At 73.9% G+C, this 13047-nt stretch carries 8 protein-coding genes; all 8 read left to right on the forward strand.

All coding sequences use genetic code 11. The annotated features are described in order from the left end of the window. Window positions 1–190 precede the first annotated feature (190 nt). The 8 genes from ACF07B_RS33185 to ACF07B_RS33220 all read left to right on the forward strand — a co-directional run bounded on the left by ACF07B_RS33185 (window position 191) and on the right by ACF07B_RS33220 (window position 13036). Window positions 191–3355 (forward strand): FAD-binding and (Fe-S)-binding domain-containing protein, encoded by a 3165-nt coding sequence (locus tag ACF07B_RS33185; protein ID WP_392181673.1) that lies wholly within the window; start codon window positions 191–193, stop codon window positions 3353–3355. Window positions 3356–3401: 46 nt separating this feature from the next. Continuing rightward, on the forward strand, window positions 3402–4526 hold the full coding sequence (locus ACF07B_RS33190) for a lipid II:glycine glycyltransferase FemX (RefSeq protein ID WP_369482982.1): 1125 nt from the start codon (window positions 3402–3404) through the stop codon (window positions 4524–4526). A gap of 236 nt (window positions 4527–4762) precedes the next feature. Next, window positions 4763–5719 (forward strand): DMT family transporter, encoded by a 957-nt coding sequence (locus ACF07B_RS33195; protein ID WP_384233651.1) that lies wholly within the window; start codon window positions 4763–4765, stop codon window positions 5717–5719. Between the two features lie 95 nt (window positions 5720–5814). Continuing rightward, window positions 5815–6609 carry a TIGR03084 family metal-binding protein gene (locus ACF07B_RS33200; RefSeq protein WP_392181674.1) on the forward strand — a complete coding sequence of 265 codons (795 nt, stop codon included), beginning with the start codon at window positions 5815–5817 and terminating at the stop codon, window positions 6607–6609. Beyond that, the gene (locus ACF07B_RS33205; protein ID WP_392181675.1) at window positions 6606–8279 is read left to right on the forward strand and encodes an acyclic terpene utilization AtuA family protein; all 1674 of its coding nucleotides are present in this window, start codon (window positions 6606–6608) and stop codon (window positions 8277–8279) included. Before ACF07B_RS33200 ends, ACF07B_RS33205 begins: the two co-directional genes overlap by 4 nt. Beyond that, a complete protein-coding gene (locus ACF07B_RS33210; protein WP_392181676.1) occupies window positions 8276–9874 on the forward strand; it encodes an acyl-CoA carboxylase subunit beta in 1599 nt (532 codons plus the stop codon). The genes ACF07B_RS33205 and ACF07B_RS33210 overlap by 4 nt, the downstream gene beginning before the upstream one ends. Window positions 9875–9882: 8 nt before the next feature. Next, the gene (locus tag ACF07B_RS33215; RefSeq protein ID WP_392181677.1) at window positions 9883–11760 is read left to right on the forward strand and encodes an acetyl/propionyl/methylcrotonyl-CoA carboxylase subunit alpha; all 1878 of its coding nucleotides are present in this window, start codon (window positions 9883–9885) and stop codon (window positions 11758–11760) included. Window positions 11761–11875: 115 nt separating this feature from the next. Continuing rightward, on the forward strand, window positions 11876–13036 hold the full coding sequence (locus tag ACF07B_RS33220) for an acyl-CoA dehydrogenase family protein (protein WP_369482987.1): 1161 nt from the start codon (window positions 11876–11878) through the stop codon (window positions 13034–13036). The last annotated feature ends 11 nt before the right edge of the window (window positions 13037–13047 follow it).

The raw sequence follows: 13047 nt of genomic DNA on the forward strand, positions 1-13047 counted from the left end.
CCTCGGTCGTGTCCTCGGTCGGTCCTGGGCGAGAAGCGACACTCGATGCTCAACTCGCGGTCACTATATGAGAGTTCGTGATCCGATTGGGAGGCTTCGGGAAGCGGTTTCATGATCGCCCCCGCATTTCGGTGCCTTTCGGGTGCCCGGCCGCAGGGCCGCCGCCGGTGCCCGGCGGCATCCTGGAGACATGACGGATCTGGGTGGACGGCCGAACGGACGACCGAACGGACGGCCCGCGGGGCGGTCGGAGGGGCAGCCGGACGGACGGCCGGAGGGGCAGCCGGACGGGCCGGCCGGACGGCTCCGGTCCGAGCTGGCGGGGGCCGTGCGCGGCGAGGTCTCCTTCGACCCGACGGCGCGGGCGCTGGCCACCATGGACGCCTCCAACTACCGGCGCGTACCGCTCGGCGTGGTGGCCCCGCGGGACGCCGAGGACGTGGCCGCCGCGCTCGCCGTGTGCCGCGCCCACGCGGTGCCGGTCGTGGCGCGCGGCGGCGGCACCTCGATCGCCGGACAGGCCACGGGCACCGGCGTCGTCCTGGACTTCACCCGCCACATGAACCGGGTCCTCGCGCTGGACCCGGAGGCCCGTACGGCCGTCGTCCAGCCCGGTGCCGTCCTGGACCGTCTCCAGGAGGCCGCCGCCCCGCACGGACTGCGCTTCGGCCCCGACCCCTCCACGCACAGCCGCTGCACCCTCGGCGGGATGATCGGCAACAACTCCTGCGGCTCCCACTCGGTCGCCTGGGGCACCACGGCGGACAACGTGCGGGAGCTCTCGGTCGTCGGCGCGGCCGGGGACACCCGCCGCCTCGGCCGGGACTGGCAGGGCGCCCCGGACGGCCTGAGGGCCCTGGTCGAGAGCGAGTTGGCGCTGCTGCGGACCGGCTTCCCCGATTTGCCGCGGCGGATCTCCGGGTACGCCCTGGACGCGCTCCTGCCCGAACGCGGCGCCGACGTGGCCCGCGCCTTCTGCGGCTCCGAGGGCACCTGGGGCCTGCTCACCGAGGCGGTCGTCCGCCTGGTCGAGGCACCCCGGGCACGGGCGCTGGCCGTCCTGGCCTACCCCGACGAGAGCGCCGCCGCGGACGCCGCGGCCGGCCTGCTCCGGTACGGGCCGCTGACCGTGGAGGGGATGGCCGCCGATCTCGTGCCCGCGGACGCGGGGCTGCCGCGCGGCGGGGCCTGGCTGTTCGTGGAGACGGGCGGCGGAACGCCGGCGGAGGCACGCGCGCGTGCGGACACGATCGTGCGGGCCGCGGACACCGGGGACGCCCTGGTTGTCACCGACCCGGCGGGGCAGCGGGCGCTGTGGCGGCTGCGGGAGGACGCGAGCGGCACGGCGACCCGGATGCCGTACGCCGGGGACGGCTCCCCGCCCGGCGCGGGCCGCGGGCTCGGCAAGGAGGCCTGGCCCGGCTGGGAGGACTGCGCGGTGCCGCCCGCCCGCCTCGGCGCGTATCTGCGGGACTTCCGGGCCCTGCTCGCCGCCCACGGGCTGCACGGCACCCCGTACGGCCACTTCGGCGACGGCTGCGTCCACGTCCGGATCGACTTCGACCTGATCTCCGCGGCGGGCGTCACCCGCTTCCGGCGCTTCTCGGAGGACGCCGCCAACCTCGTCGTCTCGCACGGGGGCTCGCTGTCCGGGGAGCACGGCGACGGACAGGCCCGCGCGGAACTGCTGCCCGCGATGTACGGAGCGGAGATGGTCCGCCTCTTCGAACGGGCGAAGGACCTCTGGGACCCGCGGGGGCTGCTCAACCCCGGCATGCTCGTGCGCCCGCACCGGCTGGATCAGAACCTGCGGTTCGCGGTGCTGCCGAAGCGCCCGGTGGACGTGGAGTTCGGCTATCCGGCGGACGGCGGCGACTTCTCGGCGGCGGTGCGCCGCTGCGTGGGTGTCGCCAAGTGCCGTACGGCGTCGGTCCCGGGCGGCGCCGAGGTCATGTGCCCCTCCTTCCGGGCGACCGGCGAGGAGGCGCACTCCACGCGCGGGCGGGCCAGGCTGCTGCACGAGATGCTCGCCGGGGAGATCGTCACCGACGGGTGGCGCTCGACGGAGGTCCGGGACGCGCTGGACCTGTGCCTGTCGTGCAAGGGATGCAGGTCCGACTGCCCGGTCGGCGTCGACATGGCCACGTACAAGGCGGAGTTCCTCCACCACCACTACGCGGGCCGCCGCCGTCCCGCCGCGCACTACGCCCTGGGGCGGCTCCCCTTCTGGCTCGCGGCCGTGACCCGCACCCGCTCGGCCCGGCTCGTCAACTCCCTCGCGTCCCTGCGCCCCTTGGCCGCCGCCGCCAAGCGCCTTGCCGGTGTCGCACCCGGACGGGAGATCCCGCGGCTGGCGCCGGAGACGTTCAGCCGGTGGTGGTCGGCCCGGTTCCGGGACCGGGCACGGGCGGGCGAGCGCGAACGGCGCCGGGGCGGGCAGGGCACTCCGGGCGGACCGGGCGGACCGGGCGGGGAGAGGCGCGGGGGCGGGCGGCCCGTGGACGAGCTGTTCCCGGGCTTCGGCCGCACGACGGTCCTCCTGTGGCCGGACACCTTCACCGAGCACCTGGAACCCTCCGTCGGACGTGCCGCCGTGCGGGTCCTGGAGGCCGCCGGACTGGCCGTCCTGCTGCCGCCGAGGACGGTGTGGAGGCACGGGCCCGTCGGCGACGGCGTCACCAGGGGCCCGCTGCGCCTCGGCACCCTGCTCCCGCGCCGCCGCCATCGCGTCTGCTGCGGGCTGACGTACGTCTCGACCGGCCAGCTCGACCGCGCCCGCGCCGTCCTGCGACGCACCCTCGACCTCGTCGAGCCCTACCTCGCCATGGACGGCCTCCCGGTCGTCGTGCTGGAGCCGAGCTGCGCCGCGGCCCTGCGCACCGACCTGCCCGACCTGCTGCCGGGCGACCCGCGCGCGGCGCGACTGGCGGCGGCGGTGGTGACCTTCGCGGAGGCGCTGGAGCGGCACGCGCCGGGCTGGACGCCACCGCGCCTGGACCGCCCGGCGGCCGGCCAGACGCACTGCCATCAGCACGCGGTCCTCGGCGACGCGGCCGAACGCCGGCTGCGCGACGCGGCCGGCCTGACCGGCACCCTCGCGGGCGGCTGCTGCGGACTCGCGGGCAACTTCGGCTTCGAGAGGGGCCACGAGGAGGTGTCGCGGGCCTGCGCGGAGGAACAGCTGCTCCCGGCGGTACGGGCGGCCGACGACAGCGCGGTGATCCTCGCCGACGGCTTCTCCTGCCGCACCCAGCTGGCCCAGCTCTCCGGCCGCCGGGGCCGCCACCTGGCGGAGGTCCTGGCCGAGGCGCTGGAGAACGGCCCGCGGGACGACGGGTCCGCGCCCACCGCGTAAGTACGCTGGGCTTTCACCGGCCGAAGACCTTCGAGGAGCGACGCGCATGACTCTCCGCCTGCAGGCGATCACCCGCGACGAGCACCTGGCGTTCGTCCGCTCGCGGCCCTCGGCCAGCCATATGCAGGTGCCGTCCTGGGGGGACGTGAAGCCGGACTGGCGTGCGGAGAGTCTCGGCTGGTTCGACACGGACGGCCGCCTCCAGGGGGCCGGCCTCGTGCTGCTGCGCCCGCTGCCGAAGATCAAGCGGTATCTCGCGTACCTGCCCGAGGGCCCCGTCATCGACTGGCACGACCCGGACCTCGCCGAACGCTGGCTCCGGCCGATGGTGGCGCATCTGAAGTCACGCGGGGCGTTCACCGTGAAGATGGGCCCGCCCGTGGTGGCGCGCCGCTGGAGCGCCGACACGGTCAAGACGGCCATCGCCGACCCGGCGGCACGGCGCCTCGGCGAGGTGACGGCCACCGCGGACGAACCGGGCGCCGCCGAGATCGCCGAGCGGCTGCGGGCGATGGGCTGGCAGCGGACCGAGCCGGGCGGCGAGGACGGCTTCGCGGCGGGACAGCCGCGCTACGTCTTCCAGGTCCCCTTCGCCGGACGGTCGCTGGAGGAGATCCACCGGGGCCTCAACCAGCAGTGGCGGCGCAACATCAAGAAGGCCGACAAGGCCGGCGTCCAGGTGGTCCGGGGCGGCTACGACGACCTGCCCGCGTTCTACGAGCTCTACGCGGAGACGGCGGAACGCGACCGTTTCATCCCGCGCCCGCTGCCCTACTTCCAGCGGATGTGGACCTCGCTGACGGCCGAGGACCCCGACCGCATGCGGCTCTACCTCGCCCGCCACGAGGGCGACGTCCTCGCCGCGGCCACCATGCTGACCGTCGGCAGCCATGTCTGGTACTCCTACGGGGCCTCCACCGGCCGCAAGCGCGAGGTCCAGCCCAACAACGCCATCCAGTGGCGCATGATGACCGACGCCCACGCGCTGGGCGCGGCCGTCTACGACTTCCGCGGGATCACCGACACCCTCGACGAGAGCGACCACCTCGTGGGCCTGCTGCGCTTCAAGGCGGGTGCGGGCGGCGAGGCCGCGGAGTACCTCGGGGAGTGGGACCTCCCCATCAACCGGCTGCTGCACAAGGCACTGGACGTCTACATGGCCCGTCGCTGAACGGCCCGCGGCCGGACGGCCCGCCTTCGGCCGGCCCGCCTTCGGCCGGCCCGTCGCCGGCCGGACCGTCGGCTAGGCGGGGCGTCCCGGTCCGGGTCCCGGCACCCAGGGGTGGGTCCGGTCTCGGTATCCAGGACAGTTACATAAGCAGTTCACACTCCTGACGAAGTCTATTACCCTGGACTCGGCAGTACATCGTGATGAACACCTGACCGAGCCAGCCTCCAGGACCGCCCGTGAGCACCTCCAGCGCCACCACCTCGTCGCCCGCGCCCGTCTCCGGGACGGAGCACGCCCCCGTGTCCTCGGGCGGGGCTCCCGGCCGTCTCGGTTCCCTCGGGCCCGTCGGGCTGGTGCTGGCCGGAGGGATCTCGGTCCAGTTCGGCGGAGCCCTCGCGGTGACCCTCATGCCGAGGGCCGGAGCACTCGGTGTGGTGACCCTGCGCCTGCTCGCCGCCGCGGTGATCCTTCTCGTGGTCTGCCGCCCCCGGCTGCGCGGCCACTCGCGCACCGACTGGGGGACCGTCGCCGTCTTCGGCATCGCCATGGGCGCGATGAACGGCCTCTTCTACGAGTCGGTCGCCCGCATCCCCCTCGGCGCCGCCGTCACCCTGGAGGTGCTCGGCCCCCTCGCCCTCTCGGTGCTCGCCTCCCGCCGCGCGGTCAACGCGGTCTGGGCGGGCCTGGCCCTGTGCGGGGTCTTCCTGCTGGGCGGCGGAGGATTCGGGGACCTGGACCCGGTGGGCGCGGCCTTCGCGCTCGGGGCGGGTGCGATGTGGGCGGCGTACATCGTCTTCAGCGCCCGTACGGGCCGCCGGTTCCCGCAGGCCGACGGCCTGGCCCTGGCCATGGCGGTGGCGGCGCTGCTGTTCCTGCCGCTCGGGATCGTCTCGTCCGGCACCCGGCTGCTGGACCCGACCACGGTGGCCCTGGGCTCCGCGGTGGCGGTCCTGTCCTCGGTCCTCCCCTACACCCTCGAACTCCTCGCCCTGCGCCGCCTGCCCGCCTCCACCTTCGCGGTCCTCATGAGTCTGGAGCCCGCCATCGCCGCGACAGCGGGCTTCCTGATCCTCGACCAGTCCCTGTCCACCACCCAGGCGGCGGCGATCGCCCTGGTCATCGGCGCGAGCATGGGCGCCGTGCGGACCCAGGTGGGGAGGGGGAAGGCAGTGGTCCCCGTCGACGCGCCCTGACCGCTCGGGGCGGCCTGCCCGGACGGTCCACCCGGGCGGAAGAAATTGATGCAAGCATGCTTGATTGTTTCTGGGGGTGCTGACATGCTCCCCCCATGTCCGATCCGACGCCCGTGTTCGACGATCTGCGTGACGAAAGCGACGAACTCGACCGGCTCGTCGCCGGGTTGAGCCCGGAGCGGTGGGCCCTCCCGACGCCCGCCGCCGGCTGGACCGTCGCCCATCAGATCGCCCACCTCGCCTGGACCGATCACTCCGCCCTCCTCTCCGTCACGGACGCCGGCGCCTTCCACGGCCTCGTCGAGAAGGCGCTCGCGGCACCCGCGACGTTCGTGGACGAGGGCGCCGAGGAGGGGGCCAGGCTCCCGTCCGCCGAACTGCTGGCCCGGTGGCGCACCGGGCGCGCCGCGCTGGACCGGGCGCTGCGGGCGTCCGTGCCGGGCACCCGCTTCCCCTGGTACGGCCCGCCCATGTCCGGTGCCTCCATGGCCACCGGCCGGCTCATGGAGACCTGGGCCCACGGCCAGGACGTCGCCGACGCCCTGGGTGTGGTCCGTCCCCCCACCGACCGGCTCAGGCATGTGGTCCGCATCGGGGTCCGCACCCGGGACTTCGCCTTCGCCGCGCGGGGGCTCGCCGCGCCCGCCGAGGAGTTCCGGGTGGAGATCCTCGCCCCCTCCGGCGACACCTGGGCCTACGGCCCCGAGGACGCCTCCCAGCGCGTCACCGGCACCGCCCTCGACTTCTGTCTGCTGGTCACCCAGCGGGCGCACCGCGGCGACGTCGCCGTACGCGCCGAGGGCCCCGACGCCGACCGCTGGCTCGACATCGCCCAGGCCTTCGCGGGCCCGCCCGGCGACGGACGCCCGCCGAAGGGGGACGCGGAGTGACGCTGCGCATCGGCAACGCCTCCGGCTTCTACGGCGACCGCTTCGACGCCCTGCGCGAGATGCTCGCCGGCGGCGAACTGGACGTCCTGACCGGCGACTACCTCGCCGAGCTGACCATGCTGATCCTGGGCCGGGACCGGCTGAAGGACCCCGCCGCGGGATACGCCCGTACCTTCCTGCGCCAGCTGGAGGACTGTCTCGGCCTGGCGCACGAGCGGTCCGTGAAGATCGTGACGAACGCCGGCGGCCTCAACCCGGCCGGGCTCGCCGACGCGGTGCGGACGCTGGCCGGCCGGCTCGGCATCCCGGTGCGCGTCGCCCACGTCGAGGGCGACGACCTCACCGCGCTGTACCCGGGCAGCCTCGCCGCCCACGCCTACCTCGGCGGCTTCGGCATCGCGGAGTGCCTGCGGGCGGGCGCGGACATCGTGGTCACCGGCCGGGTGACCGACGCGGCTCTGGTCACCGGGCCCGCCGCCGCCCACTTCGGCTGGCGGCCCGGCGACCACGACCGGCTCGCCGGCGCCGTGGTCGCCGGGCACGTGCTGGAGTGCGGAACCCAGGCGACCGGCGGCAACTACGCCTTCTTCGGCGACGGTGACGTACGCCGCCCCGGCTTCCCGCTCGCGGAGATCCACGAGGACGGTAGCTGCGTCATCACCAAGCACCCCGGCACCGGCGGGTTCGTGGACGTCGGCACGGTCACCGCGCAGCTGCTGTACGAGACGGGGGGCGCCCGGTACGCGGGACCCGACGTCACCGCCCGCCTGGACACCGTACGGCTCGGCCAGGACGGCCCGGACCGGGTGCGGATCGAGGGCGTGCGCGGCGAGGCCCCGCCCCCCACCCTCAAGGTCGGCCTCAACAGGCTCGGCGGCTTCCGCAACGAGGTGACCTTCGTCCTGACCGGACTCGGCATCGAGGCCAAGGCCGCGCTGGTGCGCGAGCAGATGAGTGACGCGCTCGCCAAGTCGCCGCCCGCGGACGTGCGGTGGGAGCTGGTGCGCACCGACCGGCCCGACGCGGACACCGAGGAGACGGCGAGCGCCCTGCTGCGGCTCGTCGTCCGCGACCCCGACCAGGGCATCGTGGGGCGCGCGCTGAGCGGGGCCGCCATCGAGCTGGCGCTCGCCAGTTACCCCGGATTCCATGTGGTGGCGCCACCCGGGAAGGGCGCGCCCTATGGGGTCTTCGAGGATGTGTACGTCCCCCAGGACGCCGTCGACCATGTGGCCGTCCTCCACGACGGGAGCCGCCTCTCGGTGATCCCGGCCCAGGACACCCTCGTCCTCGACGACGCACCCGTACCGCCCCTCCCTGAACCCCTGCCGGCCGGGCCCACCCGCCGCGCCCCTCTCGGCCTCGTCGCCGGTGCCCGCAGCGGCGACAAGGGCGGCAACGCCAACGTCGGCGTCTGGGTCCGCACCGACGAGGCCTGGCGCTGGCTCGCCCACGAGCTGACGGCCGACCGCTTCCGGGAGCTGATCCCGGAGAGCCGCCCGCTGAAGGTCGTCCGGCACGTCCTGCCCGAGCTGCGCGCCGTCAACTTCGTGGTCGAGGGGATCCTCGGCGAAGGCGTCGCCTCCCAGGCCCGTTTCGACCCCCAGGCCAAGGCCCTCGGCGAATGGCTCCGCTCCCGTCACCTGGATATCCCGGAGGTCCTGCTATGACGGTCCTTTCGTCCGCCCTGGACGTGGGCGGCCCGGACTACCGGGCGAACCGCGAGGCCATGCTCGGCAAGCTCGCCGATCTCGGCACCGAGCACGCCAAGGCCCTCGCGGGCGGCGGGGAGAAGTACGTCGAGCGGCACCGCAAGCGCGGCAAGCTGCTCGCCCGCGAGCGCATCGAGCTGCTGCTCGACCCGGACACCCCGTTCCTGGAGCTGTCCCCGCTGGCCGCCTGGGGCAGCGACTACGCCGTCGGCGCCTCCCTGGTCACCGGCATCGGGGTGGTCGAGGGCGTCGAGTGCCTGATCACCGCCAACGACCCGACCGTGCGCGGCGGCGCCAGCAATCCCTGGAGCCTGAAGAAGGCGCTGCGGGCCAACGACATCGCCCTCGCGAACCGGCTGCCCTGCATCAGCCTGGTCGAGTCGGGCGGCGCGGACCTGCCCTCGCAGAAGGAGATCTTCATCCCCGGGGGCGCGATCTTCCGTGATCTCACCCGGCTCTCGGCGGCCGGGATCCCCACGGTGGCGGTGGTCTTCGGGAACTCGACGGCCGGAGGCGCGTACGTCCCCGGCATGTCCGACCACGTGATCATGGTCAAGGAGAAGGCGAAGGTCTTTCTCGGCGGGCCGCCGCTGGTGAAGATGGCCACGGGCGAGGAGAGCGACGACGAGTCGCTGGGCGGCGCGGAGATGCACGCCCGCGTGTCGGGCCTCGCGGACTACTTCGCCGTCGACGAGCGGGACGCGCTCCGCCAGGCCCGCAGGGTCGTCGCCCGGCTGAACCACCGCAAGGCGTACGGCGATCCGGCCGTCGCCGAGCCCCCCAAGTACGACGGGGACGAGCTGCTGGGGATCGTCCCGGGGGATCTGAAGCACCCGTTCGACCCGCGCGAGGTGATCGCCCGGATCGTCGACGGCTCGGACTTCGACGAGTTCAAGCCGCTGTACGGGACGAGCCTGACCACCGGTTGGGCGAGCCTGCACGGCTATCCCGTCGGCGTCCTCGCCAACGCCCAGGGTGTGCTGTTCAGCGCCGAGTCCCAGAAGGCCGCCCAGTTCATCCAGCTCGCCAACCAGCGCGACATCCCGCTGCTCTTCCTGCACAACACCACCGGCTACATGGTCGGCAGGGAGTACGAGCAGGGCGGCATCATCAAGCACGGCGCGATGATGATCAACGCGGTGAGCAACTCGCGGGTCCCGCATCTGTCGGTGCTCATGGGCGCCTCCTACGGAGCCGGGCACTACGGGATGTGCGGTCGCGCCTACGACCCGCGGTTCCTCTTCGCCTGGCCGAGCGCCAAGTCGGCGGTGATGGGACCGCAGCAGCTCGCGGGCGTCCTGTCGATCGTCGCCCGGCAGTCGGCCGCCGCGAAGGGGCACCCGTACGACGACGACGCCGACGCGGCGCTGCGCGCCATGGTGGAGCAGCAGATCGAGTCCGAGTCGCTGCCGATGTTCCTGTCCGGGCGGCTGTACGACGACGGGGTCATCGACCCGCGCGACACCCGCACCGTCCTCGGCCTGTGCCTGTCCGCGATCCACACGGCGCCCTTCGAGGGCGCGCGCGGTGGCTTCGGCGTCTTCCGGATGTGAGGGTTTCCGTGATTTCGAGTCTGCTGGTCGCCAACCGGGGCGAGATCGCCTGCCGGGTCTTCCGCACCTGCCGTGAGGCCGGGGTGCGCACGGTCGCGGTGTATTCGGACGCCGACGAGAACGCCCTGCACACACGCGAGGCGGACGCCGCGGTACGGCTGCCGGGCGCGACACCCGCACAGACGTATCTGCGGGGCGATCTGATCGTGCGGGCCGCGCTGGACGCGGGCGCGGACGCGGTGCACCCGGGGTACGGGTTCCTGTCGGAGAACGCCGGGTTCGCGCGGGCGGTGATCGACGCGGGGCTGGTGTGGGTCGGTCCGCCGCCGGAGGCGATCGAGGCGATGGCGTCCAAGACCCGGGCCAAGAAGCTGATGGGTCTCGAACCCCTGGAGCGGGTCACCGCGGAGGACCTGCCGGTGCTGGTCAAGGCGGCCTCGGGCGGCGGCGGGCGCGGGATGCGGATCGTCCGTGAACTGGCGCACCTGGACGCGGAGTTGGAGGCGGCCCGCGCGGAGGCGCTGAGCGCCTTCGGCGACGGTGAGGTGTTCGTCGAGCCGTACGTGGAGGGCGGCCGGCACGTCGAGGTGCAGATCCTGGCCGACGCGCACGGCACGGTCTGGCCGCTCGGCACCCGGGACTGCTCCCTCCAGCGACGTCACCAGAAGGTGATCGAGGAGGCGCCGGCCCCCGGACTCGGGGACGAACTCACCCGGGAGCTCTACGCGTTGTCCGTGCGGGCCGCCCGCGCCGTGGACTACGTCGGCGCCGGCACGGTCGAGTTCCTGGTCGCCGGCGGCACCGCGCACTTCCTGGAGATGAACACCCGCCTCCAGGTCGAACACCCCGTGACCGAAGCGGTGTTCGGGGTCGACCTGGTCGCCCTGCAACTGCGGGTCGCCGAGGGGGAGCGGCTGGAGAGCGAGCCCCCGCCCGCGCGCGGCCACGCGGTGGAGGCCCGGCTGTACGCGGAGGACCCGGCGGGTGCCTGGGCGCCGCAGACGGGCACCCTGCACCGGATCGCCGTCCCGGACGGCGTCCGGCTGGACACCGGGTTCGCCGACGGCGACTCGGTCGGCATCCACTACGACCCGATGCTCGCGAAGGTCGTCGCGCACGCCGGCACCCGCGCGGAGGCCGTGCGCAAGCTGGCCGGCGCCCTGGAGCGGGCCACGGTCCACGGCCCGGTCACCAACCGGGATCTGCTCGTACGGTCGCTGCGCCACGAGGAGTTCGCCGGGGCCCGGATGGACACGGGGTTCTACGACCGTCACCTCGCCGCGCTGACCGAGCCCGTCCCGGACCCGCATGCCCCGCTGGCCGCGGCCCTGGCCGACGCGCACGGGCGTTCGCGGTTCGGCGGCTGGCGGAACCTGGCGGCGGGGCCGCAGACCAAGCGCTACCGGATGCACGGAGCCGAGCACGAGGCCGCGTACCGGCACACCCGCGAGGGCCTCGTGGCCGACGGGGTGCTCGTGCTGCACGCCGACGCGGGCCGGGTGGTCCTCGAAGTGGCGGGCGTGCGGCGGACGTTCGAGGTGGCGCGGTACGCCGACGGCCGGGTCTTCGTGAACGCGACCGCGCTGACCGAGCTCCCCCGCTTCCCCGATCCGGCCGCGGACCGGGCCCCGGGCTCGCTGCTCGCGCCGATGCCCGGGACCGTGGTCCGGGTGGCCGAGGGGCTCGCCGAGGGCGCCGCCGTGCGGGCGGGGGAGCCGCTGCTGTGGCTGGAGGCGATGAAGATGGAGCACAGGATCTCGGCGCCCGCGGCGGGCACGCTCACCGCTCTGCACGCCGTGGTCGGACAGCAGGTCGAGGTGGGCGCGCTGCTGGCCGTCGTGCGGGAGGAAGCGGTACCCGGGGAAACGCCGGCCGACGCCCGGTGAGCCGGCGCCCCGCGGCGGGGCGCCGGGACGGACCACCGCGCGGCTGGGCGCCGCGCGGGCTCGAACAGCTACGCACAGGACGCGTTTTCCGTACTCTCCGTACCGAGGAGCACTCATGAGCCCTGTCACAGAGACCGACGAACACAAGGCGCTCCGTTCCGCGGTCGCCGCTCTCGGCAAGCGCTACGGCCGCGCGTACATGACCAAGGCCATCGCCGAAGGCGGTCACCCCGACGAGCTGTGGGCCGAGGCCGGCAAGCTCGGCTATCTCGGGGTGAACCTGCCGGAGGAGTACGGCGGAGGAGGCGGCGGCATCGCCGAACTGTCCATCGTGCTGGAGGAGCTGGGCGCCGCGGGCTGTCCGCTGCTGATGCTCGTGGTCTCGCCCGCCATCTGCGGAACGGTCATCGCCCGCTTCGGCACCGAGGAACAGAAGCGGACCTGGCTGCCGGGCCTGTCGGACGGCACCCGCACCATGGCGTTCGGCATCACCGAGCCCGACGCCGGCTCCAACTCGCACCGCATCACCACCACGGCCCGCCGCGACGGCACCGACTGGGTCCTGACCGGCCGCAAGGTGTTCATCTCCGGCGTCGACATCGCCGACGCGACGCTGATCGTCGGCCGCACCGAGGACGCGCGCACCGGCAGCCTCAAGCCCTGTCTGTTCATCGTCCCGCGCGACGCCGAGGGCTTCGGGCGGCGGCAGATCGACATGGAACTGTCCAGTGCCGAGAAGCAGTTCGAGCTCACGCTGGACGAGGTGCGGCTGCCGGCCGACGCGCTGGTCGGCGACGAGGACGCGGGACTGCTGCAACTGTTCGCCGGCCTCAACCCGGAGCGGGTGATGACGGCCGCGTTCGCGATCGGCATGGGCCGTTTCGCGCTCGCCAAGGCCGTGGAGTACGCGCGGGACCGTACCGTCTGGAAGGCGCCGATCGGCTCCCACCAGGCCATCGCCCACCCTCTCGCGCAGGCCCACATCGAGCTCGAACTGGCCCGCCTGATGATGCAGAAGGCCGCCTGCCTGTACGACGCGGGGGACGACATCGGGGCGGGGGAGGCCGCCAACATGGCCAAGTACGCGGCCGGAGAGGCCTGCGTGCGGGCTGTCGACCAGGCGGTGCACACCCTCGGGGGCAACGGCCTCACCCGTGAGTTCGGCCTCGCCTCCCTGATCACGGCGGCGCGCGTGTCCCGTATCGCGCCCGTCAGCAGGGAGATGATTCTCAACTACGTCTCCCACCAGACCCTGGGCCTGCCCAAGTCGTACTGACCGCTCTAGGA

Source organism: Streptomyces sp. NPDC015532 (genome assembly GCF_043078065.1).
Lineage (GTDB): Bacteria > Actinomycetota > Actinomycetes > Streptomycetales > Streptomycetaceae > Streptomyces.

Bases quoted from the DNA above. Each gene is read 5' to 3' on its own strand.
- ACF07B_RS33185 (WP_392181673.1), top strand. From the start codon at position 191: ATGACGGATCTGGGTGGACGGCCGAACGGACGACCGAACGGACGGCCC.
- ACF07B_RS33190 (WP_369482982.1), top strand. From the start codon at position 3,402: ATGACTCTCCGCCTGCAGGCGATCACCCGCGACGAGCACCTGGCGTTC.
- ACF07B_RS33200 (WP_392181674.1), top strand. From the start codon at position 5,815: ATGTCCGATCCGACGCCCGTGTTCGACGATCTGCGTGACGAAAGCGAC.
- ACF07B_RS33210 (WP_392181676.1), top strand. From the start codon at position 8,276: ATGACGGTCCTTTCGTCCGCCCTGGACGTGGGCGGCCCGGACTACCGG.
- ACF07B_RS33220 (WP_369482987.1), top strand. From the start codon at position 11,876: ATGAGCCCTGTCACAGAGACCGACGAACACAAGGCGCTCCGTTCCGCG.